This window comes from Psychrosphaera sp. B3R10, from assembly GCF_018861025.1.
Lineage (GTDB): Bacteria > Pseudomonadota > Gammaproteobacteria > Enterobacterales > Alteromonadaceae > Psychrosphaera > Psychrosphaera algicola.
Map to the genome: position 1 here is coordinate 1 of NZ_JAHKQH010000026.1, position 26,376 is coordinate 26,376.

Sequence of the window (26,376 nt, forward strand, 5' to 3'; positions counted from 1 at the left end):
TAATTCGACTGTAACGAATTTCCCAGAACCAATTAATTGGTTGCGGGAGCCACTCTCTATAAAAAAGAATGAACCGACGACCTTCGCGCTCTTCATATTAGCTGAGCCCGACGAGCTACCAGGCTGCTCCATCCCGCGTCCGAATGCTTCTCAAAAGAGAAGGTGCCTACAATATTTTAATTCGACTGTAACGAATTTCCCAGAACCAATTAATTGGTTGCGGGAGCCACTCTCTATAAATAACTCTATAAATAAAGAATGCATTAGTTCTATTCAAATGGTGGGGAATTGTTTATTAAACTGAGTCGTTTAATCAATCACTTTACATAAGTGCTAATCTAACTAGCTGAAAGCGAATCGAAATTCTAATCCAACCACGTTGAACGTTTACTAACTAAAACCAAAGACAAGAATTGCCTCGATTTGTTGCGGGGAATTATACTTGCTCTACAGCCACATTCAAGTGAAACCTGAGATTTCTTTTGTAGGCTAGCAGTAAACCTAATTTTACGTTATCTTTGAATATAGCGTATTCATCTGTATCAACTGAATTATGGTAAACAAATCAATGTCTTTATTACGTTCTTTAACTGTGTTCTCGGTATCTTTTTTGTTACTTCTAGGGTGTGCAACCAAAAAGGTTGAGCACGTACCTGGCTTTGAGATAGTTTATCATGACGCCAACAATTCCAACGCCCAAAACGTCCTTAAACTCGTCTACTTTAATCGATACTCTTCCGATGCTCGCTTCTCAACGAGCGATTGGCAAACAAGTATTAACGAAAATAACACCGGTGATTATTTTTCAGAACAGGCCGGGATCCGTTCATCTGCAATTTCCAAACAATTAAGAACAAACGTTAATTTGGACACTACCCGTCCGTTTGATCAACCAAATATTATAAGTTGGGTAGAAGTCCCCTCATTGGCAGAATATGGTTCTAACAGTTATAGAGAAACAGTTTATGAAAATACAACGGAATACATTCTGTCTTCACTTAATGCCGACATCGAATCAGATTTCGACAGTACAAATGCATCGGCTAGTGTTGAATTTGGTGGACAGCTCTGTGTAGATGTTCAATCGAGATTACACACGAATAAAATTAGAGATGGCGAGTGGATAGGTTCCGGACAAGATGTCACCTGTTTTATCAATTTTAAACATGAGCTTATTCGCCCTGTTTTAAAAGAAGATTGGGTTCCGGCTGGTGTTACAATAAAACCAGGTAAAACTTACGTTATCGTTAGAACTCGATTAGCTAATTTCGAAGCCTACCTTTATAGTAAAATGCTAACTAACAGTTACACATTTTTTCCGTCTAAACGTACCACCCACAAACGTGGTCGAAGCATCACAACGGGAAAAAGTACACCATTTATGGTTAATAACGATGACATCTATCTGTTCGTAAAACCTTACGAAAAGCTCGAAGCTAAGATTAAGGCAATCGATTGGGTAACTGGCAATAAACTCCCTTAAGTCGTTATCATAGCAATATTCAATGAATATAAGGCGACCCAATGACTATTCTAACTGCTGCAGAATCTCTTGCCGACCTAGTCGGCAACACAGCTCTTTTGAAATTACAATCACTTAGCCAACTGACTCAGTGTGAAATTTTTGTTAAATGTGAATTTCAGAATCCCGGCGGTTCAGTAAAAGACCGCGCCGCATTACAAATGGTATTAGAAGCAGAACAAAGCGGTAAATTAAAGCCAGGAATGACAATAGTTGAAGGTACAGCGGGTAATACCGGTATTGGCCTCGCGGTTGTTGCAAAATCACGTGGCTATAATTTGAAAGTTGTGATGCCAAAAGGCCAGGCGAAAGAAAAGGAACAATTAATCGAATTACACGGTGCAGAACTCGTGCTCGTCGATGCCGTACCTTTTGCCAACGAAAATCATTTCTACCACACCGCCCGTCGTATTGCTGAACAAAACCCAGATTACTGGTGGGCAGATCAATTCGAAAACACAGCAAATTCCAACGCCCACTTTTTAACGACCGGCCCTGAAATATTTCAACAAACAGATGGGCAACTAGATTGTTTTGTTTCTGTCGCTGGAACAGGCGGGACATTGGGTGGTATTTCTAAATATTTGAAGCAAAAAGATCCTAATACCAAAATAGTCAGTGTTGATCCTGACGGCTCTGGTATTTTAAATTTTCTAATGAATGGCAAGCATCAAGCGACAGCGGGTTCGTCATTCACAGAAGGCATTGGCATCATGCGTTTAGTTAACAACTTTAAGCAAGGTAAAATAGATTACGGTTTAAATTTACCTGACAGCGATATAGTTACTGTTGCGAATTACGTCAGAAAACAGGATGCATTAGTATTAGGCAGTAGCAGTGCATTAAACGTTACAGCAGCATTATATTGCGCAGTTCAAACTGGCCCCTTAAACGGTGGAAAACCACAGAAAATTGTGACAATTGCTTGTGATGCAGGTGAACGTTCAGTGTCTAAACTTTATAATGAAGCGTTTTTGGCAAGTAAAAACATTCAGTCCGATGCCCAATCCATTGAGCATCTAATTGAACGCTATAAAACCGAGATTAATCGATTACAACACGTTGAATTTAATCTTTAATTTTTTCGGTAAACCTTAACATTTGTGTAACCGTGTTCGTGTAATAACAAGGCTTGAAGTCGACTCATTACACCACGGTCACAATAAAGGTAATACGGCTTAGTTTGATCCAAATCCCCAAATTGCGTTGCCAGTTTAAAAAATGGCATCGTAATTGTTTCAATATCATCCAACGCTAACGGCATTTCATCGGTTTCATCTGGGCTGCGGATATCTAACACAATTGCGCCATCGGGTAATTCAGTAACTTGTTCAACTTCCTGAACTTCCTCGGCCGCTTGTTTTTCTATATCACGGATATCAATAACATTGGCTGCTGAAACAACCTTATCAATAAGTGATAAATCAAAATTAGATTCAGCTTCAATTATTTCTGACAAAACGGCACGCGTAGTTGGTTTTTTCGAAATGACACCACAATATTCAGGCATAGCAGCGGCAAAATCGTGGGTACCAATAATACGTGAAGTATCGATAATTTCCGCTTTATCCAAATGAATTAATGGACGCAAGATCAGTGTTTCTGTAACTCGGTCAATAACGCTTAGGTTTGTCAACGTTTGGCTCGACACTTGACCCAATGACTCACCTGTAACCAATGCTTTGATATTGAGTTTGGCGGCGACTTGAGACGCGGCACGCATCATCATTCGTTTTAAAACAACGCCCATTAAACCATTGTCTATTTTCGACAAAATTTCTTCGACTACCGGTTCAAAGTCAACCGCAACAAATTTGGTTTTATGTGAACTACTATAACGTTTCCAAATTTCGTAAGACACTTGTTTAACGCCAATTTCATGCTCTTTACCGCCAAGGTTAAAAAAGCAGAAGTGCGTTCTCGCTCCACGACGCATCATATGATAGGTAGCAACACCAGAGTCAAATCCACCAGATATTAATGACAATACATCTTCCTGGGTTGGGAGTGGCATGCCGCCTAAACCTTTATGGTTCGCTTTAATGATCTGCAACTTGTCCTGACGCAACTCTAATCGAATTGTAAGTTCTGGCTTTTTAAGCTTGACGCTTGCTGACTCAACAGCTTGGTTTAAACCGCCACCGATGTAACGTTCTAAATCACCAGACGTAAAATCATGTTTGCCTGACCGTTTAACTCGCACGCAAAACTTTTTGTCCTCTAGGAATGGGACCCAGTATTTAGCGACGTCATTGAAGGCGGTATCGAAGTCAACAAAGTCAACTTCAACAATTTGATTATATTGGTCTACACCAGGAATTCGTGAAATAGCATCAATAATCTCCGCTTCCATCTCTTCTGAAATACCAATCGCTTCTACAAGAAGGTCACTCCAACGAGCAACAACATGTGCCGACGGATAAATACGTTTTACAATAATACGTAAGTTCGACTCTAATAACTTACTAAACCGTTTACGTACCGAACGACTCTTAATGTTTATTTCTGGGTGGTATTTTACGATTAATCTCATGACACTTAACACACTGGCATTGACGACAAGCGAAACAGACACCAAAACAATTGGGTTAGCTCATACTGGTCTTTTAAAATAGCGCGGGATTATATAACGAAGGCCAAAACCATGCCATAGGTTTATTTTTTAGTCATTTATACAAAGCAATAATAAATACTGTATTAGGCTCACAAAAAAACCAGACACCATTAATGAAATCTCATTAACCACATCTGGTCTTTTATATTGTTACCATTTTTAACTTAAAGGTAACTCGTAATTTTTTAAATAAAACCTAAAGCTCAGTGACGTTTATCCCTTCAGACTCTTTTGCCTTGCCCTGCGTAATTGCAATCTCAACTCGACGGTTTTTGCGACGATTCGACGTTGAATTATTCGGTACTAAAGGTCGAGTATCTGCATGCCCCATGACCGTAATTCGGTTTTTATCAAAGTATGGCGCATTTATCATTTCGGTCGCAACGGCGACCGCTCGGGTAGAAGATAAATCCCAATTGTTGTTAAACAGCTCGTTGGTCACATTAATATCATCAGTATGACCAGATACCGTTATATCGCCAGGTATGTCGTTAAGTAGTGTCGCAACTTTTTGAATGATAGGCTTAAACTGATCTTGTAAATACGCCGATCCAGATGGAAACGCCCCATTCTCTCTTATCCGAATAATGATCTGCTGACCTAAAGATTCAAGTTCTACTGCTCCATCGATGATTTCTTTTTGCATTTGTTCTGCAATTTTTTTCATCATTTCATTTACTTGTTCTTGCTCGGCCGTGGCGGTTGCTTCAGTTTCCGATTCTGCTTCTGCGGTTGCGGAACTCATGCCACCACGCATTTCTGCGGTTTGTTCCTGCCTGCCACCTGCTGATTCATCTTCGCCTTCTTCAAACTCTAGTACTTGCTGAGTCATCTCTATGGTTTGCTGCTGCAATATTTCAATAGGTGTTGGTTCTGGTCTTCCTGGGCGAAACTCTTGCGCTATCACCGAGGTACCTTTGGGTATATCTTTAACTTCAAGTTTATTTTGCACACCAAATGCAAACTTCATTGAGCCTGCAATTTGCTTAAATTTTAAAACATCCATTTCGGCAAATGACAAAAGCAATACAAAGAAACACATCAGCAACGACATTAAGTCTGCAAAAGTCCCCATCCAAGCGGGGAGTCCCTCTGGGGGACATTTTGGACATTCATCCATCGGAATTATTCCTCAGTGTTTACTTCGCGCTTAGAAGCCGCTAGATAGTTACGAAGCACGCCTTCAATTACTTTCGGGTTTTGACCATCTTGAATGCCTAATACCCCATCCATAATCAAACTTTGATTGAGCTTTTCTTCACCCGTTCTTAAATTCAGTTTAAATGACATAGGTAACGCTATAACGTTGGCCAAAAATGCACCGTATAACGTTGTTAATAGGGCAACAGCCATCGCAGGACCGATTGACTTTGGGTCATCCATGTTTGACAACATAGCAACCAAACCAACAAGTGTACCTATCATCCCCATCGCTGGAGCAATATCTCCCAAGGTTTTAAACATACCGGCACCGAGTTCGTGACGTTCTGTGGTAAGTGAAATATCTTTTGATAACGTTGCTCGAACCACTTCACCATCGTGGCCGTCAACTAATAAGTCTACGCCTTTTTGCAAAAATGCGTTGTTTATTTCCGCTTCTTCTAACGCTAAAAAACCGCCTTTACGTGCTGAATCTGCAAGTTCGACAATTTTTTCAATTAATTCTTCTGGCGTTTCAATTTTAAACGAAAACGCCTTACCCGCGATTTTACCCGCCGTGAGGAACTGAGCTAACGTATAATTAGACAACAAGACGAATGTCGACCCACCAAATACAATCGCTATTGACGGTACGTCAATAAACATATGGAGTCCGCCGCCCAAAATCATGGCCAATACGATAAACCCAATCGCACCAATCATGCCTACAATACTAGCTAAATCCACAACTCACTCCCATCTCACAATTTGCTTCTACATTGATAACTATCGACAAATATCCCAACAACTTAAATAGTTTCTAACTAAGTGTCTATTGTTTGTTCGCCCTCGCCTAATAATAAATGATTATAATTGAATATGCAGTGCCAATACGGTAACTTATTTGGCTAATTTTCAATGTGACCCAAAGCTATTTATGACTAAGCCTACTGCCCCTCAATTTGAACAAGCTATCGCTGAACTCGAATCCATCGTTAATCAACTAGAATCTGGCGATTTGGAGCTTGAGCAGTCGTTGAAATTATTTGAACGCGGCATTGAATTGACGCGCATAAGCCAATCAAAATTGCAGGAAGCTGAACAAAAAGTACAGATCCTAATGGAAAAACAAGGCGATCTTCAATTGCAACCTTTCCATACTGAACCGGCTGGTAACTCTAACTGATGAGCAATTCAGAACAATCAGTCGAAAAACCGAACGTGAAAGATGCTCAACAGGTTTCCGACAACAATACGGCTATGAACAATGTTGGGTTTGCCGAACAAATAACGGTTTATAAATCTCAAATTGAAAATTATTTAGAGCAACATCTTGCCACTGCAAACATTGATGAGCCAACATTAAAAGCGGCAATGCATTATTCACTGTTATTAGGTGGTAAACGTTTAAGACCATTTTTAGTTTATGCCACAGGTGAAATATTTAATGCAGACCCAAATTCATTAAACGTTGTCGCAGCCGCATTAGAGTCAATCCACAGTTACAGTTTAATACATGATGACTTGCCGGCCATGGACGATGATGATCTGCGTCGCGGCCAACTGACTTGTCACAAAAAATACAATGACGCGGTCGCTATTTTAGCTGGCGATACATTGCAGACCTTTGCATTTCAAATGTTAAGCGGCCCCGAACTTAGTAGCGTAACGCCAGAACGCCAGCTGCAACTCATCCATCTAATTTCACAAGCGAGTATCGATATGTGTGCAGGCCAATCAATTGATTTGATTGAGACTGATGCAAACACAGATTTGTTACCAGAAATTAAACTGACAAATCTCCAACATATGCATAAGCTAAAAACCGGCGCATTAATAAAAGCATCTGTCTTAGCAGGCGCGTTATGTGGCAAGGTTTCTGAACAAGAACTCAATTATTTAGAACAATATGCCGATGCAATTGGCCTCGCTTTTCAAGTTTGGGATGACGTATTAGATATAGTTTCAGATACCGAAACCTTAGGTAAACCGCAGGGTTCAGACCTAGAAGCAAACAAAAGCACTTACCCTGCGTTGTTAGGTTTAGAGCAAGCAAAATTGAAGGCTAAAAATTTAGTTGACGAAGCAGTTCAAGCTTTACAACAATTGCCGTACAATACGTCGGTTTTACAACAATTAGCCCTTTATATCATTGAGCGAGATCACTAAGTTCTTTTATGACAGTAAATATTGCCGATTTTCCACATTTACAGAAAGCCTTGCTGCCAACTGACCTTCGCAAATTGCCTCAGGAAGCACTTAAATCTGTATCAAAAGAGCTAAGAGAGTACTTACTAAATTCAGTAAGTAAGAGTTCTGGCCACTTCGCATCAGGTCTAGGAACTGTAGAACTTACTGTTGCCTTGCATTATGTGTATAACACACCGTACGACCGTATCATTTGGGATGTTGGCCACCAGGCTTATCCCCATAAAATCATTACAGGTCGAGCGGATCAGATTCATACTATTCGTCAAAAAGATGGATTGCACCCGTTTCCTTGGCGTGAAGAAAGCGAATACGATACGTTAAGTGTTGGTCACTCATCTACATCCATTAGTGCGGCATTGGGAATGGCAATTTCAGCGCAGTCTGCGCACAAAGCCGAACCTGAAAACAAAATTCGTAAAGTATGTGCCGTTATTGGCGATGGCGCGATGACCGCTGGTATGGCGTTTGAAGCAATGAATCATGCCGGTGACATTAAGCCCGATATGTTAGTGGTATTAAACGATAACGACATGTCTATCTCTGAAAATGTCGGAGCCCTAAATACCCACATGGCAAAACTACTGTCGGGTAACTTATATACGACGTTTAGAGAAAGCGGTAAAAAGTTATTAAGTGGTATTCCACCAATTAAAGAACTCGCCAGCCGAGCAGAAGAGCATCTAAAAGGTATGGTCGTTCCAAGTACCATATTTGAAGAACTCGGATTTAACTATATTGGTCCAATTGATGGCCATGATATAGATGCGTTAGTCGATACCTTACGTAATATGCGTGACCTAACTGGCCCGCAGTTTTTACATATTGTCACTAAAAAAGGTAAAGGGTATGAACCGGCTGAACAAGATCCAATCAAATACCACGCGGTACCTAAATTTGATCCTAATACCACTTCGCTACCAGCGTCAAAAGTAACATCACCTACATACTCTCAAGTATTTGGTGACTGGTTGTGCGACATGGCTGCCGTTGATAACAAATTAATGGCAATCACTCCTGCAATGCGCGAAGGCTCTGGTATGGTGCGTTTTTCAAAAGCATTTCCAGAACAGTATTTTGATGTCGCAATTGCAGAACAACATGCAGTAACGTTGGCGGCGGGCATGGCCTGTGAAGGCTTTAACCCAGTTGTGGCAATTTATTCTAGCTTTTTACAACGTGGTTACGACCAGTTAATCCACGATGTTGCCATAATGGAACTGCCGGTTTTATTTGCCATCGACAGAGCCGGTATAGTTGGTGCCGACGGTCCAACGCACCAAGGCTCATTTGATCTGAGTTTTATGCGTTGTATTCCTAATCTCGTTATTATGTGTCCAAGTTCAGAAAACGAATGTCGACAGATGTTGTATACCGGCCATAAGCTAAATCAACCTGCAGCCGTGCGTTATCCAAGGGGCGGTGGTTCTGGTAACCCAATCGAGTCAATAATGACTGCCATTGAAATTGGTAAAGCGGTAACGGTTTCTGAACTCCACGACGCTAATATCGCAATTTTAAACTTTGGTGTTTTTATTGAAGAAACCAAAATAGCTGCAGAGAATACCAACGCCTCTGTATACGACATGCGTTTTGTGAAACCGCTTGATACCGGGCTGTTAGATAAACTTGCGGCGTCGGGTAAAACCATCATTACCGTTGAAGATAATGCAATTGCTGGCGGCGCAGGGTCTGCCGTTAACGAATATATTCTTAACAACGGATATGCGTGTCGTATTTTAAATATTGGTTTGCCTGATCAATTTATCAAACACGGAACTCAGCAAGAAATCTATCAAGAGTTGCAACTAGATGCTGATGGAATTACCAAACAAATCAACCAATTTATTGCGATCGCAAAATAAATTAGCTGGCCTCAAACACAATTAGATAGCTTAAAGCTGCCCATTTATTAAAATGGGCAGTACATTCCTAAAAACAGAACTGCTACTCAAATTATTTTTTTGTTTCCAGTGAACTAATTCAACTCTCTTCTAAGTATTTGATTATAAATAAATAGGTCTATTACTCTAAAAGTTCAAAAATTTATTTTTTATTTTTTTTCGATTTTTGTGAACCAAAGTCACTAAACCCCCTCAAACTTTGCGCTTAGTTAAAGCAGACAAAAATCAAATAAACTTAAAATTATCATGTGGTTAGCTTGAGGGTAGCGCGCACCCAAAAGACCCAGATCGAAATAGGACTTATAATGAAATACGAATTTATTTTATCTAAACTTAGACCGTTTAGCCTGATTGTCGCCGCGATGTCGACACTTGCCATTACCGCGTGCAGTAGTGAGGATGAAGACACAGGCAGTGGTTATTTGATGATTTACAACGCCTCAAAAAATGCCCCCGACATCGAACTCGAAATAGAACAAGATGGCACCACCAGCTATTACACAGGTATTGCCTATAGCGAAGTTGCAGGTGCATTTTCATTAGATAGTGGCACTTACAATATTGACCTAAACATCAATACGACAAACAGTTTAGAAGAGCTAATATACCAGGGCGATACATCGATTTCTGATGAAGACGTTAATTTAATCGTTGTTGTTGGTGACATTAGTGCCCCGGAAATCATAAATTATTCGTTTGAATATGAAGACCCAGAAACAGAAGATGAACAATTTACCATTCGATTTTTAAATTTAAATGAAAGCAATGAAGACCTAAATGTATACTTATCGCTAAGCAGCCAAGCGTTCAGTGACGCTGTTCCGGCAAGTGCGCTAAGTTTCACCGAATTAAGCGAAAGCCAATATTTCGATGTAGACAACTACAAACTCTACATTGCAGATATAGATGGAAACCTTGTATTTGAGTCTGACGAAATACCGTTTTTGTACACTAATCAGCAACTCATTGTCATAAAAGAAAACCCCGGTTCGACAAGTTCACCATTTACAATTGACCGAATCACCAGTTCTGGCGGCGTGACAACGTACAACAGCATCAATTCAAGCACTGAATTACGAGTCTTTAATGCAATGGATAACAACGAGTTATTAGCCTCGTATAATGGCTCATTAGATTTCCATATTGGTGGTATCACTGATAGCCCTTTAATCGCTGACCTAAATCGCAGTGCATACAGTGACGTTAAAACCTTAGATTATGGGGATTATCGTATGGACATCACAGATCCAAATTCAACGGTCAAATTATCAAATAGCCAGATCTTGTCATTACCAACAAACAGTGACAAAACCGTATTCTTTTATTTGACTGAGGTTGAAGAAGCTGACGATGGTGATGACGACACCGTAGAAGAAACAGAGTTATATGTAAACTCTCTAATCGCGAGCAATAACGCCGTCGAAGGGTACTACCATCACGAAATCCAAGTAGTTAACTTTATTGAAGACTTCAGCAGTGTTACTGTTTATTTTGTGCCTAAAAACTCAACTATTTCAACGACAGAACACAAAGCAATTAATACTCGAGCCATTGCAACTAAACAATCGCTTCCAAACGACGAATATGACGTATTTGTCATCGCCAAAGAAGGCGCTAGTGAAGTGTTATTAGCCAATACATCGTTTGAACTCACCTCAGATTCTAAAAATCAGTTTTTGGTAATCGAGCAGGAAGATAAAGACATTGATAACTATATCGTCACTATGTTTAACCAAAACTAATCGATAATTAATAACGTAAACTCATTATATTTGCTGAATAGGATCGCGTTCTATTCAGCAAATATCGCTAAAACTTACCTTTAATACATATGAAATTAAGCAAGGTACTAAACCAACTATAACGCGAGCAGTGATTTAAACACGCTGGTTTGACGGCGAGATACGTCCACTTTTGTTTCGCTATGCATTGTAAGCTCTAATCCCCCAGAACTGCAGAGCTCGACGTTCTTAATTTTAGTTAACTGCACAATATTCTGTCGACTCGCCCTAAAAAATTTATCGTTTGGCAAGCGCGGTTCAATTTGTGCCAATGTGCGATAAATCATAGGCTTTTTATCGTCAAAATACACTCGGGTGTAATTGCCCATCGCCTCAAAACGCTCCACTTGGTCCAATGTTATCAACCAACAACTATTACCATCTTTCACAAAAAATTGGCTATCTAACGTTAGGGGCGCTTCAAAAGTACGATCCTTAGCCTCCGGTATATTGGCATTAGCAGTTCTAAATTTAGCACAAGCTTGTTCTAACCTTTTTTGTGTATAAGGTTTAAGCAAATAGTCAATTGCATTTTGGTCAAACGCTTGTAGTGCGAACTCTTCAAAAGCCGTTGTAAAAATAACATAGGGAGCGATGGGTAACTGCGTTAAAAAATCAAACCCATTGCCATCAGGCAAATCTACATCAAGAAAAACTAAGTCAGGTTGATGTTTTTCAAACACCTTCAGCGCTTGCTCTATATTTTCAGCTTCGGCGACGCAGGTAATGTAATCAACCTTTTTTAATTGCGATTTAAGTTCCACCCTGGCCAGTCTGGAATCTTCAACAATAATCGCTTTAAACATTCGAACCTCCCACAGTGGAATTTAAACTTAATGACAGTGGTAGTGTAATAACAGCAATAACGCCTTTTGAAGAAGGTTTTAAACTAAAACTAGCTTTGTCTGCATAAACCAAAAACAAACGCTGTTTAATATTGTTAATACCAACGCCTGTACTTGTGTTACTCGCCGTCGGAAACGTGCCACTATTCTCAACAGTTATTATCCACTGGCAATCATGTAATTTACTCGTAATGACAACGTCTCCGCCCTGCTTTAACTTTCCAATGCCATGTTTGATCGCATTTTCTATCAGCAGTTGCAGGATCATTGGCGGTAACGACAAATTTAACGTGTCCGGTTCTAGGTCAAAATGAACTTGCAGCTTGTCTTCAAACTGCAATTTATTTAACGCGACATATTGTTTTACGACGTCAATTTCATCACAAAAGGGGATCAGCCGCTCTTTGTCAATTTGCATGGTATAACGCATCACCTCCGACAAATCCGCCAGCATATCGCGCGCTTTGTCGGCATCTTCTAAGATCAGTGCCCTAATATTATTAATCGCATTAAAAATAAAATGTGGATTAATCTGGCTAAGCAAGACATCTAGCTTTGCGACCTTCAGTGATTGTTCTAAAGAATTTTGCACTATTTGAGCATTTTTTAACTGTTGCTGATTTTTGAATATCACATACAAGGTTGACCAAACTAATATCAAAAACATTACCATGGGAGAACCGAGTAACAATTGTTGCCACAAATCTTTACTCTGCATGCCCCAAATTGCTTCTTGGTTAGGTAGAATAATTAGGGCAAATAACAACATCGTTAATGCCCCGCCAACAATCGAGCCGCCAACGATATGGATAAAACTACTTGAAAGCTTCTTACCTTCTAACTGACGTCGGTAATACAGCCTTAAAATGCTAGTTATAATAAATAGGCAGATCCCTAAAACGACAGAATTAACCAACTCAGAAAAATGATAGTGGACGAAGTATTGACGTCCAGCTAAATTTATTAGCGTAAACAGCCCCCAACCAACAATTTGAGTGAACCAAAACAAAATATGGGCATTTTTATCTGCTGATGGGTCAACGCCTTGCATTCTATCGTGTGAAGCTACTGTCATTATTTACCTTATTCTGCTCGATTTCATCTATCGGTTCTTATTTACCATGTGTGGTAAAAGTCTATTTATATCGGCTTATTAGACTGATGCAAAAAGAAAAACTGATAATCAATAAGTTATCTATTGGTTAACAACCATTGAACAATATCACGACTTACCTGCTCCGAAAACGTTATGTCGATATTGCCGTATTCTTCCGGCAACCCCGTTTTTGCTGGTTGAAATAAATGATTTAATCCAGGGTAAATTTTAGTGGTTAACAAATCGGGTTTTACAGATTGTTGAATTCCTTCAATATTTTGTTTTGGTAACACTTGTGAATCCAATCCTCCATTTAACGCTAACATCGGGATATCGACTTGTGTAAGGTAAATTTGGGGGTCGGATTTAACAAAGTATTGGAACCAAGGTGATGTTAGTTGTGTTGCCTGAGCATTGGCCTGAGCCTCTGGAATGTCATGTTTTAATAGCAATGTAATGAGTGCTTCTTTAGAAATACCTGCAACAACAGCATTGATTATTTCTTTTTGAATTTTATCGTCTTTGGTTAACTTATCGTCGTCCATACCCCGTAATTTTTGAATATAATAGGATTGGTCAATGATAATTTGAGCTCCAGTTGTCCCCGGCCCTGCAAGGCTAACAAAAAAGTCGACTTTGGCATTATTTGCAGTCGCTATTGCGCCAATTAACCCACCTTCACTGTGGCCAACAAATCCAATTTTACCGAAGTTACGTTTGCCATATTCTCTAAGAAACTGATATGCCGCATTTGCGTCACTAGCAAAGTCTTCGCTGGTTGCGTTTGCATAATCACCTTCAGACTCCCCTACACCTCTGTCGTCATACCTTAAAACAGCAATGCCTTGTCGTGTTAACTGATCTGCCAGTACCGCAAATATTTTGTGGCCAAAAACGTCGGCATCTCGTGTTGTAGGCCCCGAGCCTGACAATAAAATTGTCGTATATTTAATCAATCCTTTGGGATACGTTAATGTACCAGCAAGCTTGTGTCCGCCGCTGCCATTTACAAACTGAACTTGCTCAACTTGGTAAGGTACGTCGCCTACAACGTCTTGAACTTTACGTTGACGTTCTACAGTCTTAATTGCAGGTACTAGGTTTAATGGTGCCTTAAACGCACCTTGTTCATATGTCCCGATAATTTTTTTATCTTTTAAAGTCCCGTCATAGGTTATTTGAGCCATATCCATCGCTAAGGAAATTTGTCCATTTATATAGCTCATGTTATTAAACGGCAAGCCAAATTGCTGTTGCTCTGGTATATCAATTGTTGCTATATAACCGTCGGATGTTTGCTTAAAATGAAAAATCAAATCCATCGATTTTTCCGGAGTTATAGTCAACGTCCCCTGCCAGCTGCCAGCAACGTCATTACTTTTTGTTGAATTAGCTGAGCTGACATGGGTTAACAACACACATACCAAAATAAAAATTAGAGTTAACGGCTTCATTTCCTTTTCCTTCTGTCATTTACACTTTCAATAACCATCGGGTAGATGACTATTGCTGCTTTTAATCTAAGCATGACTATATCGAATTGAATGACGCTAAATTGAAAAACTATCGCAGTGGTTAATTTTCTATGTAAACGGTATTTTGGAAATAAATAAGCGAACACTGAATATACTTTGAACAATATATTTGAATGGTTAAACACTTTCTATAAGGAATTTGTCGAGTTCTGGTCATAGTTAAAAACAGGACCAATAACACTAGGCATGTTGACTGACGCAACTGTTAAAACTGCAGATATGAATAAAGATAAAGACTAATATTAGTCTTTATCGTTTAACGGCCACAATACAATGTAATCTTCGTATTGGTCTTCATCAACCATATCATCAAACATTACTTTTCCCCGCACCGACATACCGGCTTGGTGCATTTTTGCTTTACGTCCTTTGTTTAGCAGCGGATGCCAACTAGGAACGCCTCGGCCTTCGGCGATTCTTCGGTAGGTGCAACTCGACGGCATGTAAAATATCTGATCCAAATTGTCCTGCGTTAGCTGCACACAACTCGGAACCAACACCGTACGTTTTTCATAGACCTTGCATTCACATTTTTTGTCATTGAGATAACGACAAGCAACTGACGTAAAGTGCAATTGCTCTTCCTCCGACATGTGCTGAGTGTCAACCATATCATCAGCACTGTCGTCGTCTATCAACTTATGCAAACAACACTTAGCGCAACCATCACAAAGGGATTCCCATTCGCTGCGGCTCATTTGCTCTAGGGTTTTGGTTTCCCAAAAAGGCGTACTTTTTTCTTTTGTCATGTTATAGGTATAACCAATTTGCAACGTCGTGTTTCGAGATCATAACTGTCATTAACTCTTTGGAACTGGACTTGGGTAGCCGATACGATCTGCTAAATACCCTACAGAGGTCACAAAATAATACGACCGGTTCCAGTGCATTAACGACTTATAGTTATCATAGGCTAAATACATACGCCCTTTAGCGTCATCCGGCATGATTAGCGCTGCGGTAACATTAACATCCGGCAATTCGCGACCGTCCATACGAGTAATGCCAAGTTTACGCCATTGTGATAAAGGTTTTTCTGCAGACTTGAAATTCTTTAACCACTGGCCTAAACCTCTGCTGCCTTTAGGCATAATCAACTCTTTGTCAAAGCCTTCTGGTAACAATACCTGGCGGCCCCACGTCTTATTGTTATCCCAACCTTCTTGTTTTAGATAATTGGCAACCGATGCAAATACGTCTGCTTTGTTCGTCCAGATGTCTTTTTTACCGTCGTTGTCACCATCTGCGGCATACGCCAAAAATGAGGTTGGTATAAATTGGCATTGACCCATTGCGCCAGCCCAAGAGCCCACAAATTTGTCTTTAGGAATGTGACCTTGTTTTAGAATTTCTAATGAAGCAAATAACTGCTTTTTGAAAAAAGATTCGCGTCGTCCGTCATAAGCTAAAGTAGTCACCGAATCGATTATTGGCATCTTTCCTTGGATGCGACCAAAATTGGTTTCAAGGGCCCACAGCGAAACGATAAATCGAGGTTGAACACCATACTGTTTAGACACTTTTTCTAGCAGAGGTAAGTTGTCGACATATGCTTCACGTGCTTTTTTAACTTTCCATTCTGGAACACGTTTTGGTAAATACGTATCTAAGGTTTCGATAAACTCCGGCTGATTTTTATCCGCTTTAACCGCACGTTGCAAATACTTAACATTTGCAAAGCTGTCATTAATAAATTCAGCTTCATAACCTTTTTCAACAGCTTCTTGCTTAAGCTTGTTAACGTACTGCTCAAAGGTCGGTTTATCTGCTGCGTTGAGGGTAAAAACAGGAATCGAAAATAATAGTCCTGTGAAAATTGTTTTTAATCTCATGTTGTTTCCTTGTTAGTTTTTTTCAGGCTCCTGATAACCCATATTTGCCTTATGAGTTTCTAATAGGTTTTCCTGTGGTGGTGGGATCTGCAAGTAAAACCCGTTTTCTTGAATCTCGTTTTTTACTTTTGTTAAATCGGCTTGCCCCAATTTCTGACGTTTATCCAAGTCCATCGTCATAACGAGTGTTGGTGGACCCATTATTGCCATTAACGGCTCAGGAACTCTAGAAAAATCGTCAGCTTTTTCAACATATAAAAATGTCTCTGCTTTTTTCGAGCTTTTATATACGGTACATAGTTGCAATGTATTACCTACTCCTGAATCTATTTGTTTAGCGTAAATCAGTCGTTTAAATCAACTTGTGCAAACGACTTATCCCACGTATTTAATGCTTCTGCCAATATTTCACTGCGCCAAGACGCAATAAAGTCTGGGGTTTCCGCGTGAGGCAGTTGCCATTTCCACTTAATCCACTGATTTAGCTGCTTTTTAGTTGCCAACATTTCAATTGGCAACTTATGTTTTTCACCCGCTTTGGTTAGCGCTTGCTTTAATTGTTTATATGCTTGTTTGTAAATAGGATAATCAGTCAAACGTGGCACTTTTTGAGGACACTCTTCCAATGGGATGGCTTTACCGCGCTCAACACATGTCATTATTGCATTACCGTGCAATCTAATTTCGTGCGGATTTATCCCCGGAATTGCTTTTAAGCTGGCTAAGTCACTTGGTCGCTTCTGTGCAATAGCAAATAAACTTGCATCTTTAACAACAAAACCTAGTGCCAAGTTACGTTTCTTCGCCATATCTAATCGCCATGAACATAGCTCTTGTAATATTGCCAATTCACGAGGTTTAAGCTGCCAACAATTTCCAAAATCGAGATACAACAAATCAAGATTTTTAGGTTGGCTTTTGAGCTCAACTTTATAGTTTGCTTCGGCCAAATTAAATTGGTCAATGCCTTGTTGTTGAAGTTTTTCACTAAGCTTATGATACAAAGGTAAGAGGTATTTAACATCATTTGCAGCATATTCAAGTTGTTGTGGCGACAATGGACGCTTAAGCCAGTTTGTGCGGGCTTCACCTTTATCCAATTCAATTCCAACTTCTTGCAAAACAGATGCACCAAAGCCCAGCACTTTACCTTGAAATAAGAACTGGCCAGCAATTTGTGTATCAAATAATGGCTTGGGCATCCGGTTGGAATAAATTTTAAACACTTCCAAATCTTCATGGCAAGAATGCAATACTTTGACAATTTTCTCATTAGTCAAAAGCTGCCAAAAAGGTTCTAAATCTAAATCGACAAGAGGGTCGATTAACACGAGGGACTTGCCGTCAAATGCTTGAATTAAACCAAGGTCCGCATTAAGTGTACGAGTTCGAACAAACTCCGTATCTAGCGCTAACACAGGTGCTTCACTTGCTTGCTCACAAAATTCATTTAACGAATTTTGGTCATCTATATATAAATATTCTTTTTCTTGAGTCGTCAATCTAATAACCGCTTAATAAACGCTTTAAATCACTCACCAATAAAACAAAAAAAGCTGGCAATCGCCAGCTTTTTTAAGAGAATTATCGTTAACTCTCTTTTAGTTTTCGGCGAAGTATCTTACCGACATTAGTTTTCGGTAATTCGGTTCTGAATTCTATCAGTTTGGGTACTTTATATCCCGTTAATCTTTCACGGCAATGGGAAATTATCGTCTCTTCGTCTAAGTTAGGGTCTTTCTTAACAACAAAAATCTTAACTAGTTCACCACAAGACTCATTCGGAACGCCTACTGCAGCGCATTCTAATACGCCGTCAAGGGTTGCCACAACGTCTTCAATTTCGTTTGGAAATACATTAAAGCCAGACACTAAGATCATGTCTTTTTTACGGTCAACTATATATAACAACCCTTCTTTATCTATCTTTGCTATATCACCTGTTGCAAACCAGCCTTCATGCATAACTTCATCAGTCGCGTCTTGCCGACCTAAATAACCTTTCATTACTTGCGGGCCTTTGACCCATAGTTCGCCAGCTTCTCCCGGTGCGACATCTTCACCTTCATCGGAAACTAATCTAATATCCGTAGACGGAGCTGGGACACCGATACTGCCCGTATAACGTCCAATGTTATAAGGCACAAAAGAAACTACAGGTGCACATTCAGTAAGGCCATAACCTTCAAGTAAGTCGCACTTAGTGACATCTAACCAACGCTCGGCCACTGCTCGTTGTACTGCCATACCACCACCAATACTAAGACGTAATGATGAAAAGTCGAGCTCTTTAAAACCGGGCGTGTTTAGCAACCCATTAAACAAAGTATTAACACCGCTTATGGCCGTAAACGGATATTTACCTAATTCTTTTACAAAACCTGGCATATCTCGTGGATTGGTAATAAGCAGGTTGGTGCCACCAAATTTAACAAATAAAAGGCAATTCGCTGTTAACGCAAAGATATGATAAAGCGGCAGTGCTGTAACTATAGTATCTTCGCCTTCAACCAAACACGCTTTCATCAATGCAGAAACTTGTTCTAAATTAGCCACCATATTGCGATGCGTTAACATTGCGCCTTTAGACACGCCTGTCGTACCACCGGTATACTGCAAAAATGCAATATCATCGCCAGTTAATTCGACGTGTTGTAACGTCGATTGAGCACCTTGTGAAAGAACGTCATTAAATTTAATAGCAGCGGGTAACTGAAAAGCCGGGACCATCTTTTTCACACGTTTAACAACAAAGTTAACAACATGCCCTTTAAGGCCTAACATATCGCCCATTTTTGTTAGGATCACATGTTTTACGGGGGTGTTAGCTATAACTTGCTCTAACGTGTTAGCAAAATTATCAACAATAACTATCGCCTTTGCGGCACTGTCGATGAGTTGATGCTCAAGTTCACGTGGGGTATACAATGGATTGACGTTGACGACAATACCACCCGCACGATGCACACCTAACAAAGCGACAGGATACTGTAATAAATTAGGCATCATTAATGCGACAGCATCACCTTTTTGGATCCCAAGAGTATTTTGCAAATATGAAGCAAACGAATTGGCCGCGGTATCTAGTTCATCGTAAGTTAGCTCGCCGCCCATATTGATAAAAGCAGTTTTACTTCCAAACTTTTTAATACTTTGAGCAAAAATATCAACCAATGAATCATAATGATTAGGATCAATTTCAGATGGGACATTTTCAGGGTATTTTTTAAGCCAAACTTTTTCCAAAAGAGTACTCCAAGTAATTGTTCGCATTTTGACGCCAATTCCAAAGGTTATTTCACAAGCTTTGGACCAGCAAATTATTATTATTCGTTCAAAATACGTTTTAAATGAGTCATAACGACAAATTATATATGGCCGTACCTTACTGCAACTCATCCGATGAGACAAATAAATTCATCAATATTGCGACCAATTGTTAAAAAAACAGGTTATTTGGACTCTATAAAAGCATGGATAGCACGACTTACCGACGTTACTTCATCCATATGACAGTGATGTGACCCAATGACTTCAATATGGGATGCATCTTGATAATCAACTTTAAATCGTGCCAAATTTTGTTTCACCTGCTCTAGGCCGTTTTCAGCTAAACAAATTAGTGTGGGAACTGAAATCGCGCTAATGATTTTATGCACTAGCGGTTCTGACAATCTAATGGGCGAAAATGTTTTAAGCCGCTGATCGATACGCCATTCAAAACCATTTTCAGTTTCTTTAATATTTCGTTCAACAAGCATTGCTGCCGACTCGTAACTAATATCGCCAGAATTTTTCCGGGCCTTTATCGCACTTTCCAAAGACTTATGAATTCGCGATTTATAGCCCAAATGAACCGAGGTGGTAGATGCATTATTTGAATTTGAATCGTCTACTTTTTTATCAATATAAATCGCTTTTTTACTTAGTTTTTGACGACTATCCAGCGCATTTCTAATATCTTCAACACTATAATCTTCTGGTTCTGTAATAGGTCCTGCAGCGTCAATTAATACAAGTTTCGAAAATACATTTGGGTAAAGCCCAGCAAATACACTTGAAATCATGCCGCCCATCGAATGCCCGACAAGAATAAAATCAGAATTTTGAACATGAGAAAATACGTCACTTGCCAAAATAGCATCTACGATAGCGGATAAATCTGAAATCCAATCAATAAAGTGGTAATACGATCGTGCAGGGCGATGTTCTGAATGACCGTGGCCGGGCAAATCTATCGCTATCCAATTATACTCTTGCGTATGTGATATTAGAGGCAGAAAACTTGCGGCATTATCTAACCAACCGTGCAGTGCTAATACGGTTGGTCGATTATTTAGGTGGGTATTCGTGAGTCCTGTTATACGGCCTGATGACGTTTGTAATGCAAATTCTTCAGTTTTTAGCATGAGTCGGTTTGACGAACTTCAAAGTCATACGGTCACTCTCACCGATTTGTAAATATTTGTCACGCTCTACATTACCCATAGCCAGTGTTGGTGGTAATGTGTAAACACCACGTGGGTAATCTTTTGTGTCATTCGGATTCGCATTTATATTGCTCGACGCTTCTAACTCAAAACCCGCTTGCGTTACAGCATCTATAACATATAGCTCATCCATATAGCCTTCACTAGCACTTGAGGCAATAGACGATATTGAGTTAGATCTATGTTGAACTATGCCCAATATGCCGCCAGGTTTTAGAACCTCAAATACAGACTTTAAACCTTCCGAAAGAGTCCCCTGTTCATCCCAAATATGGATCGAACGAATTAACAATACGATATCCACCTTTGGTAAATTATTAGGTTTCTCAAATTTTCCATTTTCGAAAACTTCAAGTTGCACATCGCCGTAAATATCTTTTTCCGCAACTTTTTCCATAAATTTTAGGGATATTTTCCCCCAATAAACTTCTCGTTTATCACCAGAATTAAAACGTTCCGGCGAAAAGTTAGCCGCAATATATTGACCACTTCCTTTGACATATGGCGCTACAATTTCTGTGTACCAACCAGATCCTGGCCAAATATCTAACACAGTGTGATTGGGTTTCAGCCCAAAAAACGCTAAGGTTTCCTTCGGGTGACGGTAGATATCTCTTTGCTTATCCTGCTCAAGACGATGATCAGAATCCAAAATAGAGTCGATTGAACGTGGTTCAGAAACCACGCCAAAGGCAGCAATCAGGGGCAATAAAACAAAACTCAAAATATACTTATTCATCTACTTCCCAAAGCTATGCTGAAACGAAAAATTAATGGGTGACCCACCTATAGAGTTAAGTCCGATTTTTGCTTTTCTTTGTGCCATGGTTTGGTGCAGGCTTATCTTTACCAATTATATATATGTGTCTCGCACCACCGTTCCAATAATATCTAGGGTGGCCATAAAAACCATAGTCAAATTGGACCTTTGTTCTAGGTTGTTGCTTCTTCCAAAGATAAATTTTGCTTTGCACTAATGTTGGATACTCGTATTCAAAGTCGCCAATTTTAGCCATTTCTTTTTTCGCTATGGTGCCGAGCGCGGTAATAGACTTTCCTTGCTTGTAAATCGCAGGGTCTAAGAACGTATCCGAATAAACTCGAAAACGACCAAGCGGCTCTTCATCCGTTTTTGGTCGACCGTCACCACTTGCAGGGTAATAGAGAATATCTAATTGTGTGGTTTCTTTGTGATTAGTCACTTCTGCAATCACACCACTCCAGCGAGCTAGTTGCTTTATATGAGCACTAGATTCAACAACATCAGTATAAGAAACAAGGTTTGTGCCTTCAGCAACCTGAACATTTTCAGGATAACTAACACAGGCCGATAAGGATAACGACAACAATCCCAATAACAACTTCTTCATAATGTTCCTTTATTGAATACAAACTTAAGCACGAAGATCAACTTTCACTTTATCTGAAAAATCAGCTACGACTTCGTTTGACGCATATTTGCCATATGAATTTATCGCAACTCGTCCTAATCCATTGGCATTTTCTGGATATCGGTTACTAGAAAATTGTTGCAACTGTTTAACGGTATCTGAGGAAGGTGCGATGACTTTTTCTGGTTTATCGTCGAAACGACTTTGTGTTTGAGCGACATCCTCACGTGCACGCGTATCCTGCAGCGTTTCTGCAAACACCTGTTTTTCTTGAGATACACGAGTTATCCCACTATTTGTTTTTGTATAATCAACATACTTAGGTACGTTGCTATACGAACTAGCGATGCTGTTCACTTAATCCTCCACAACTAAAATGTGAATTTTTTATTTACAAAAACTACGAATATAATCAGCCAAGGCGCCGTTTAGTTGTCTAAACATATTACGGTCTAGGCAACTTTTTACAATTTGTGGCATGCCGTTAAGGCTACTTAATATTAATAATGACACTCTTTCACTATCTACGCTAGCATCCACTTGATTTGCTTTTTTAGCCATTTCAATTGCTTCGTGAATAATGTTGAACAAATTTCTAAAAATAGTATCGACACGTTGTCTAAGACCATCATTAATTGCCGACAACTCTCCGGCTAAATTATAAATTGGACAACCGACACACATAGCTTCATTTGTGTCATTTTTACCATTATTTTCAACTACTTCTGCCATTGCATTCATCGGCGATTCAGTATTTAACACTTCACGCCAAGGCGATAAGAATTGCTCTTGATAAACTTCTTCAACAACCGCAAACAACAAATCTTCTTTGTTGCTAAAGTGGTGATATAAAGCACCTTTCGACATTTCAGAAGCATGTAAAATGTCCGACAGACTCGTACAATTATAGCCTTTTTGATGAAAAATATGCGCTGCCACCGTTAAAATTCGGTTTCGAGTTTTATCTGGATCTCTCAGTGCCATGTTTCATTTCTTCTATTATTCCGACTGCGCTAGTCGCAGTCCATCCAAGCTTTTTTTACAGTATGCAATGACACTATCTTATTGCAAAACCGTCAATACGCTAAGTACAAAATCTAACTTAATTTAAGTTACGACACCAAACGGTACAAAAAGTTCCGATTTGTATATGATATTTGTAACCGTTAACATTTCAACTGTTATTTGTGCCTTTATTAAACGTTTAAATTTAACGCGCTAATAATCGCTTTCTGTAAAACTTATCGGCCCGGTAACTTTTTCCATGAGACTTCATCTCGAACATAATTTGGCTGGGCGCGCTCAGCAGATACAATATGACCCGCTTTATATTGAGCCACAGCAAGAGGCAACATAAATTCTGCACTCGGTAAATGTACTTCTGTCGAATTTACTAAGTATTTTTCCGTTAATATTTGTTGATAGGTTTGCCATCCTGTACCTGCACTGAACAAGTCAGGTAATGCATCCAACGCTAAATCCTGTGGCGCACACACCCCTTCCGTGTTTACCAGTTGGGCCAAACCTTCAACATTTTGGTATAAGCCAAAGTACACTTCTGACATGCGCGCATCAATTGCAACTAACACATGAGCCACTTGCTCGAAGTTATCGCCCGTTGCTTTGTGCTGAGCCATAACCTGCTGGGCCATAGCAGCCATACTTGAGATACCAATTACAGGCAAATCGGCCGCAAATGCCAAACCCTGAGTAATCGCAACACCAATTCGTACCCCAGTAAAACTACCCGGCCCTTGCCCATAGGCAATTGCGTCTAATTGGTTAAGCGCAATACCTGCATCAGCTAATATTTGATCAACCATTGGCAACAGCATTTGTGAGTGTTGCTGCGGAGCCAACTCAAATTTCGATGTCACTTCACCATCAAGGTAAAGTGCAACTGAACAAGCTTCAGTTGCGGCGTCTATTGCTAGTATTTTCATAATTTGTAATCTAAATTTGTTGTTAATTTCAAATTGCTTTGACAATAGTCACCGTTATAAAGCAATTATCTGTTTACGTCATTCTCAATTAAGCTTTGAGTTAAACATGTATGTTTATTTTTACCGCTTACCTTGAGAAAAATTTAAAGAGACTCTAAAAACTCAACTACATAGTCGGTGTCACGAGTTCTTCGCATATCTGGCAAACTTCGTAAAAAGACTTCACCATAACCGCGCGTAACCAACCTTGGATCGCAGATCACTAATACCCCTCGGTCTGTGACATCTCGTATAAGTCTTCCCACGCCTTGTTTAAGTGTTATTACGGCCTGCGGTATCTGAACTTCGGAAAACGGGTCTAACCCTTTTCGTTTACAATCCTCAATTCGGGCTTGTAATAATGGGTCATCCGGCGAAGCAAAAGGTAATTTATCGATCATAACCAAACTTAATGTATCACCACGTACGTCTACCCCTTCCCAGAATGACCCAGTCCCCAATAAAACGGCGTGCTTTAACTTGGTAAACTTGTCTAATAAAAGCCGTTTACTCGTTGTACCTTGGACTAAAATAGGCAACGGCGTTTTATCTTCGAGTCGTTGTGCAACTAAACTCATTACCCGATGACTCGTAAACAATAAAAATGCTCGACCACGACTTGCGGTGATTAACTCAAGTGCGAGTTCGGTAATCGCCCCTACAGCAGCTTTATCATTCGGTTCAGGAAAATAACGCGGCACACAAAACAAGGCTTGTTTCTGATAATCAAACGGGCTGTCCAATAAAAGCGTTCTAGCGTCTTGAATACCCAACTGATTAGTATAGTGCTCAAACTTATCATCCACCGACACTGTGGCCGAAGTGAATATCCAGCTCGCCGTCGACTCGTCGACATAACCACCAAATTTGTCCGCGATTGAAAGCGGTGTGATGTGTAATGAAAAATGCCTTTTGGTAGTTTCGTACCAATAACTAAACCCGGTATCTTCTATTTGATTAACTTTCTCAAATTTGCCTTTTAACTGCACTAGCCTATCAAAGCAGTTATCAATCGCATCACTTCTTGATATCGCCAGTTTTAGTACATCATAAAGGAATTCAAATGACTTACTTATGTGTTTAATTGCTTGTTGGATTGCATCATTGCGACTTCTATCACGCCAATTTCCTTTTTCAGGATCAATGCCAAACACTAATCGCATATCGAGAATATTTTTTTCAAGATTGATTGCGGCTTTGTTAAGTTGTTGCAAATCTCGCAAATTAGCAGCGTATTCAGCTTGTATATCTTTGCACAACTCAAAAACCTGGCGTGATGAAAAGTGTTCACCAAAATATTCAGATGCGATATCTGGAATTTGGTGTGCCTCGTCAAAAATGATCACATCAACGTCAGGAATTAATTCGCCAAAACCGGTGTCTTTTAAGGCCATGTCGGCAAAAAACAAATGGTGATTCACCACCACTAAATCCGCTTCTAATGCGTCTTTTCGGGCTGTCATAACATGACATTCACCAATCTTAGGGCAATCTTTGCTTAAACAGTTTTCAACATTACTTGTGACAAACGGAATTGCACGGCTACCCTCTTCTATTGTTGTTAATTCACCTAAATCACCGCTGTCCGTTTGTGAAGACCATTTACGGACTTCAGACATATCGTGTAAAAATTCTTTGTCGTCAAACGGCGGATGCTGGCCATTTACTTCTAAGCGATATTGGCACAGGTAATTACTTCGTCCTTTTAAAAGAGCCGTACGAAAACGAGGTTTTAATGCGTCTTTTACTAATGGTAGATCACGGTGAAACAACTGCTCTTGGAGTGCCTTAGTACCGGTAGAAACAATGACTTTTTTCCCGGCGAGTAAAGCCGGGGCAAGGTAAGCAAAAGTTTTACCGGTACCAGTCCCAGCCTCAACCACCAGTTGCTTTTTATCTTTGATCACACTCGCAACCGCATGGGCCATGTCGAGTTGAGATTGACGTGCCTTAAAGCCTGGGATGGCTTTAGCCAACGCACCTTCTTTGGCGAAACATTGGGAGACAGAATTAGTAGCAGATTGAGCCAACTTGCG

At 39.9% G+C, this 26,376-nt stretch carries 24 protein-coding genes and 1 tRNA gene; 6 read left to right on the top strand and 19 right to left on the bottom strand.

Annotated elements, in window-relative coordinates; genetic code table 11:
* Window positions 1-37: 37 nt before the first annotated feature.
* A tRNA-OTHER gene (locus KO525_RS09650) sits at window positions 38-138 on the bottom strand.
* 430 nt (window positions 139-568) lie between these two features.
* Here KO525_RS09650 and KO525_RS09655 point away from each other — a divergent pair.
* A complete protein-coding gene (locus tag KO525_RS09655; RefSeq protein WP_215963603.1) occupies window positions 569-1,483 on the top strand; it encodes a hypothetical protein in 915 nt (304 codons plus the stop codon).
* A 41-nt stretch (window positions 1,484-1,524) separates the two neighbouring features.
* Window positions 1,525-2,601 (top strand): cysteine synthase A, encoded by a 1,077-nt coding sequence (locus KO525_RS09660; protein WP_215963604.1) that lies wholly within the window; start codon window positions 1,525-1,527, stop codon window positions 2,599-2,601.
* Here KO525_RS09660 and thiI read toward each other — a convergent pair.
* The 3 genes from thiI to pomA all read right to left on the bottom strand — a co-directional run bounded on the left by thiI (window position 2,598) and on the right by pomA (window position 6,023).
* Window positions 2,598-4,055, bottom strand: a complete 1,458-nt coding sequence (thiI, locus tag KO525_RS09665; protein WP_215963605.1) for a tRNA uracil 4-sulfurtransferase ThiI — start codon at window positions 4,053-4,055, stop codon at window positions 2,598-2,600. The two genes, KO525_RS09660 and thiI, sit on opposite strands and share 4 nt — an antisense overlap.
* A gap of 277 nt (window positions 4,056-4,332) precedes the next feature.
* Window positions 4,333-5,256: a flagellar motor protein MotB gene (locus KO525_RS09670; protein WP_252736880.1), complete on the bottom strand. Its 924-nt coding sequence runs from the start codon at window positions 5,254-5,256 to the stop codon at window positions 4,333-4,335.
* Window positions 5,257-5,261: 5 nt separating this feature from the next.
* Window positions 5,262-6,023 (bottom strand): flagellar motor protein PomA, encoded by a 762-nt coding sequence (gene pomA, locus KO525_RS09675; protein ID WP_215963606.1) that lies wholly within the window; start codon window positions 6,021-6,023, stop codon window positions 5,262-5,264.
* Between the two features lie 190 nt (window positions 6,024-6,213).
* Between pomA and KO525_RS09680 the strand changes: the two genes are divergently transcribed.
* From KO525_RS09680 to KO525_RS09695, 4 genes are all read left to right on the top strand, one after another.
* Window positions 6,214-6,462: an exodeoxyribonuclease VII small subunit gene (locus KO525_RS09680; protein ID WP_215963607.1), complete on the top strand. Its 249-nt coding sequence runs from the start codon at window positions 6,214-6,216 to the stop codon at window positions 6,460-6,462.
* Between the two features lie 74 nt (window positions 6,463-6,536).
* The gene (ispA, locus tag KO525_RS09685) at window positions 6,537-7,445 is read left to right on the top strand and encodes a (2E,6E)-farnesyl diphosphate synthase (protein ID WP_215963855.1); all 909 of its coding nucleotides are present in this window, start codon (window positions 6,537-6,539) and stop codon (window positions 7,443-7,445) included.
* 8 nt (window positions 7,446-7,453) lie between these two features.
* Window positions 7,454-9,349: a 1-deoxy-D-xylulose-5-phosphate synthase gene (gene dxs / locus KO525_RS09690; RefSeq protein ID WP_215963608.1), complete on the top strand. Its 1,896-nt coding sequence runs from the start codon at window positions 7,454-7,456 to the stop codon at window positions 9,347-9,349.
* A gap of 344 nt (window positions 9,350-9,693) precedes the next feature.
* Window positions 9,694-11,130: a hypothetical protein gene (locus KO525_RS09695; protein WP_215963609.1), complete on the top strand. Its 1,437-nt coding sequence runs from the start codon at window positions 9,694-9,696 to the stop codon at window positions 11,128-11,130.
* A 116-nt stretch (window positions 11,131-11,246) separates the two neighbouring features.
* Here the strand turns inward: KO525_RS09695 and KO525_RS09700 are convergent, their stop codons facing one another.
* From KO525_RS09700 to KO525_RS09770, 15 genes are all read right to left on the bottom strand, one after another.
* Window positions 11,247-11,975 carry a LytTR family DNA-binding domain-containing protein gene (locus tag KO525_RS09700; protein ID WP_215963610.1) on the bottom strand — a complete coding sequence of 243 codons (729 nt, stop codon included), beginning with the start codon at window positions 11,973-11,975 and terminating at the stop codon, window positions 11,247-11,249.
* Window positions 11,968-13,089 carry a sensor histidine kinase gene (locus KO525_RS09705; protein WP_215963611.1) on the bottom strand — a complete coding sequence of 374 codons (1,122 nt, stop codon included), beginning with the start codon at window positions 13,087-13,089 and terminating at the stop codon, window positions 11,968-11,970. The genes KO525_RS09700 and KO525_RS09705 overlap by 8 nt, the downstream gene beginning before the upstream one ends.
* Window positions 13,090-13,205: 116 nt before the next feature.
* The gene (locus KO525_RS09710) at window positions 13,206-14,564 is read right to left on the bottom strand and encodes a S9 family peptidase (protein WP_215963612.1); all 1,359 of its coding nucleotides are present in this window, start codon (window positions 14,562-14,564) and stop codon (window positions 13,206-13,208) included.
* Between the two features lie 323 nt (window positions 14,565-14,887).
* Window positions 14,888-15,394: a YcgN family cysteine cluster protein gene (locus KO525_RS09715; RefSeq protein ID WP_215963613.1), complete on the bottom strand. Its 507-nt coding sequence runs from the start codon at window positions 15,392-15,394 to the stop codon at window positions 14,888-14,890.
* Window positions 15,395-15,445: 51 nt separating this feature from the next.
* Window positions 15,446-16,477 (bottom strand): lytic transglycosylase domain-containing protein, encoded by a 1,032-nt coding sequence (locus KO525_RS09720; protein WP_215963614.1) that lies wholly within the window; start codon window positions 16,475-16,477, stop codon window positions 15,446-15,448.
* 12 nt (window positions 16,478-16,489) lie between these two features.
* The gene (locus KO525_RS09725; protein ID WP_215963615.1) at window positions 16,490-16,783 is read right to left on the bottom strand and encodes a YcgL domain-containing protein; all 294 of its coding nucleotides are present in this window, start codon (window positions 16,781-16,783) and stop codon (window positions 16,490-16,492) included.
* A 38-nt stretch (window positions 16,784-16,821) separates the two neighbouring features.
* Window positions 16,822-17,979, bottom strand: coding sequence for a ribonuclease D (gene rnd, locus KO525_RS09730; RefSeq protein ID WP_215963616.1), 1,158 nt, complete (start codon window positions 17,977-17,979; stop codon window positions 16,822-16,824).
* Between the two features lie 88 nt (window positions 17,980-18,067).
* Window positions 18,068-19,723 carry a long-chain-fatty-acid--CoA ligase FadD gene (fadD, locus tag KO525_RS09735; protein WP_215963856.1) on the bottom strand — a complete coding sequence of 552 codons (1,656 nt, stop codon included), beginning with the start codon at window positions 19,721-19,723 and terminating at the stop codon, window positions 18,068-18,070.
* Window positions 19,724-19,929: 206 nt separating this feature from the next.
* Entirely contained in the window at window positions 19,930-20,886 is a 957-nt protein-coding gene (locus KO525_RS09740) for an alpha/beta hydrolase (RefSeq protein WP_215963617.1), read from the bottom strand.
* On the bottom strand, window positions 20,873-21,706 hold the full coding sequence (locus KO525_RS09745) for a class I SAM-dependent methyltransferase (RefSeq protein ID WP_215963618.1): 834 nt from the start codon (window positions 21,704-21,706) through the stop codon (window positions 20,873-20,875). Before KO525_RS09745 ends, KO525_RS09740 begins: the two co-directional genes overlap by 14 nt.
* Before the next feature lie 55 nt (window positions 21,707-21,761).
* On the bottom strand, window positions 21,762-22,337 hold the full coding sequence (locus KO525_RS09750) for a Slp family lipoprotein (RefSeq protein WP_215963619.1): 576 nt from the start codon (window positions 22,335-22,337) through the stop codon (window positions 21,762-21,764).
* 24 nt (window positions 22,338-22,361) lie between these two features.
* Window positions 22,362-22,715: a hypothetical protein gene (locus KO525_RS09755; protein WP_215963620.1), complete on the bottom strand. Its 354-nt coding sequence runs from the start codon at window positions 22,713-22,715 to the stop codon at window positions 22,362-22,364.
* A gap of 30 nt (window positions 22,716-22,745) precedes the next feature.
* The gene (locus KO525_RS09760; RefSeq protein ID WP_215963621.1) at window positions 22,746-23,342 is read right to left on the bottom strand and encodes a TetR/AcrR family transcriptional regulator; all 597 of its coding nucleotides are present in this window, start codon (window positions 23,340-23,342) and stop codon (window positions 22,746-22,748) included.
* Window positions 23,343-23,599: 257 nt separating this feature from the next.
* Window positions 23,600-24,301, bottom strand: coding sequence for a tRNA (adenosine(37)-N6)-threonylcarbamoyltransferase complex dimerization subunit type 1 TsaB (tsaB, locus tag KO525_RS09765; protein ID WP_215963622.1), 702 nt, complete (start codon window positions 24,299-24,301; stop codon window positions 23,600-23,602).
* A gap of 143 nt (window positions 24,302-24,444) precedes the next feature.
* Window positions 24,445-26,370, bottom strand: a complete 1,926-nt coding sequence (locus KO525_RS09770) for an ATP-dependent DNA helicase (RefSeq protein WP_252736878.1) — start codon at window positions 26,368-26,370, stop codon at window positions 24,445-24,447.
* Window positions 26,371-26,376 lie beyond the last annotated feature (6 nt).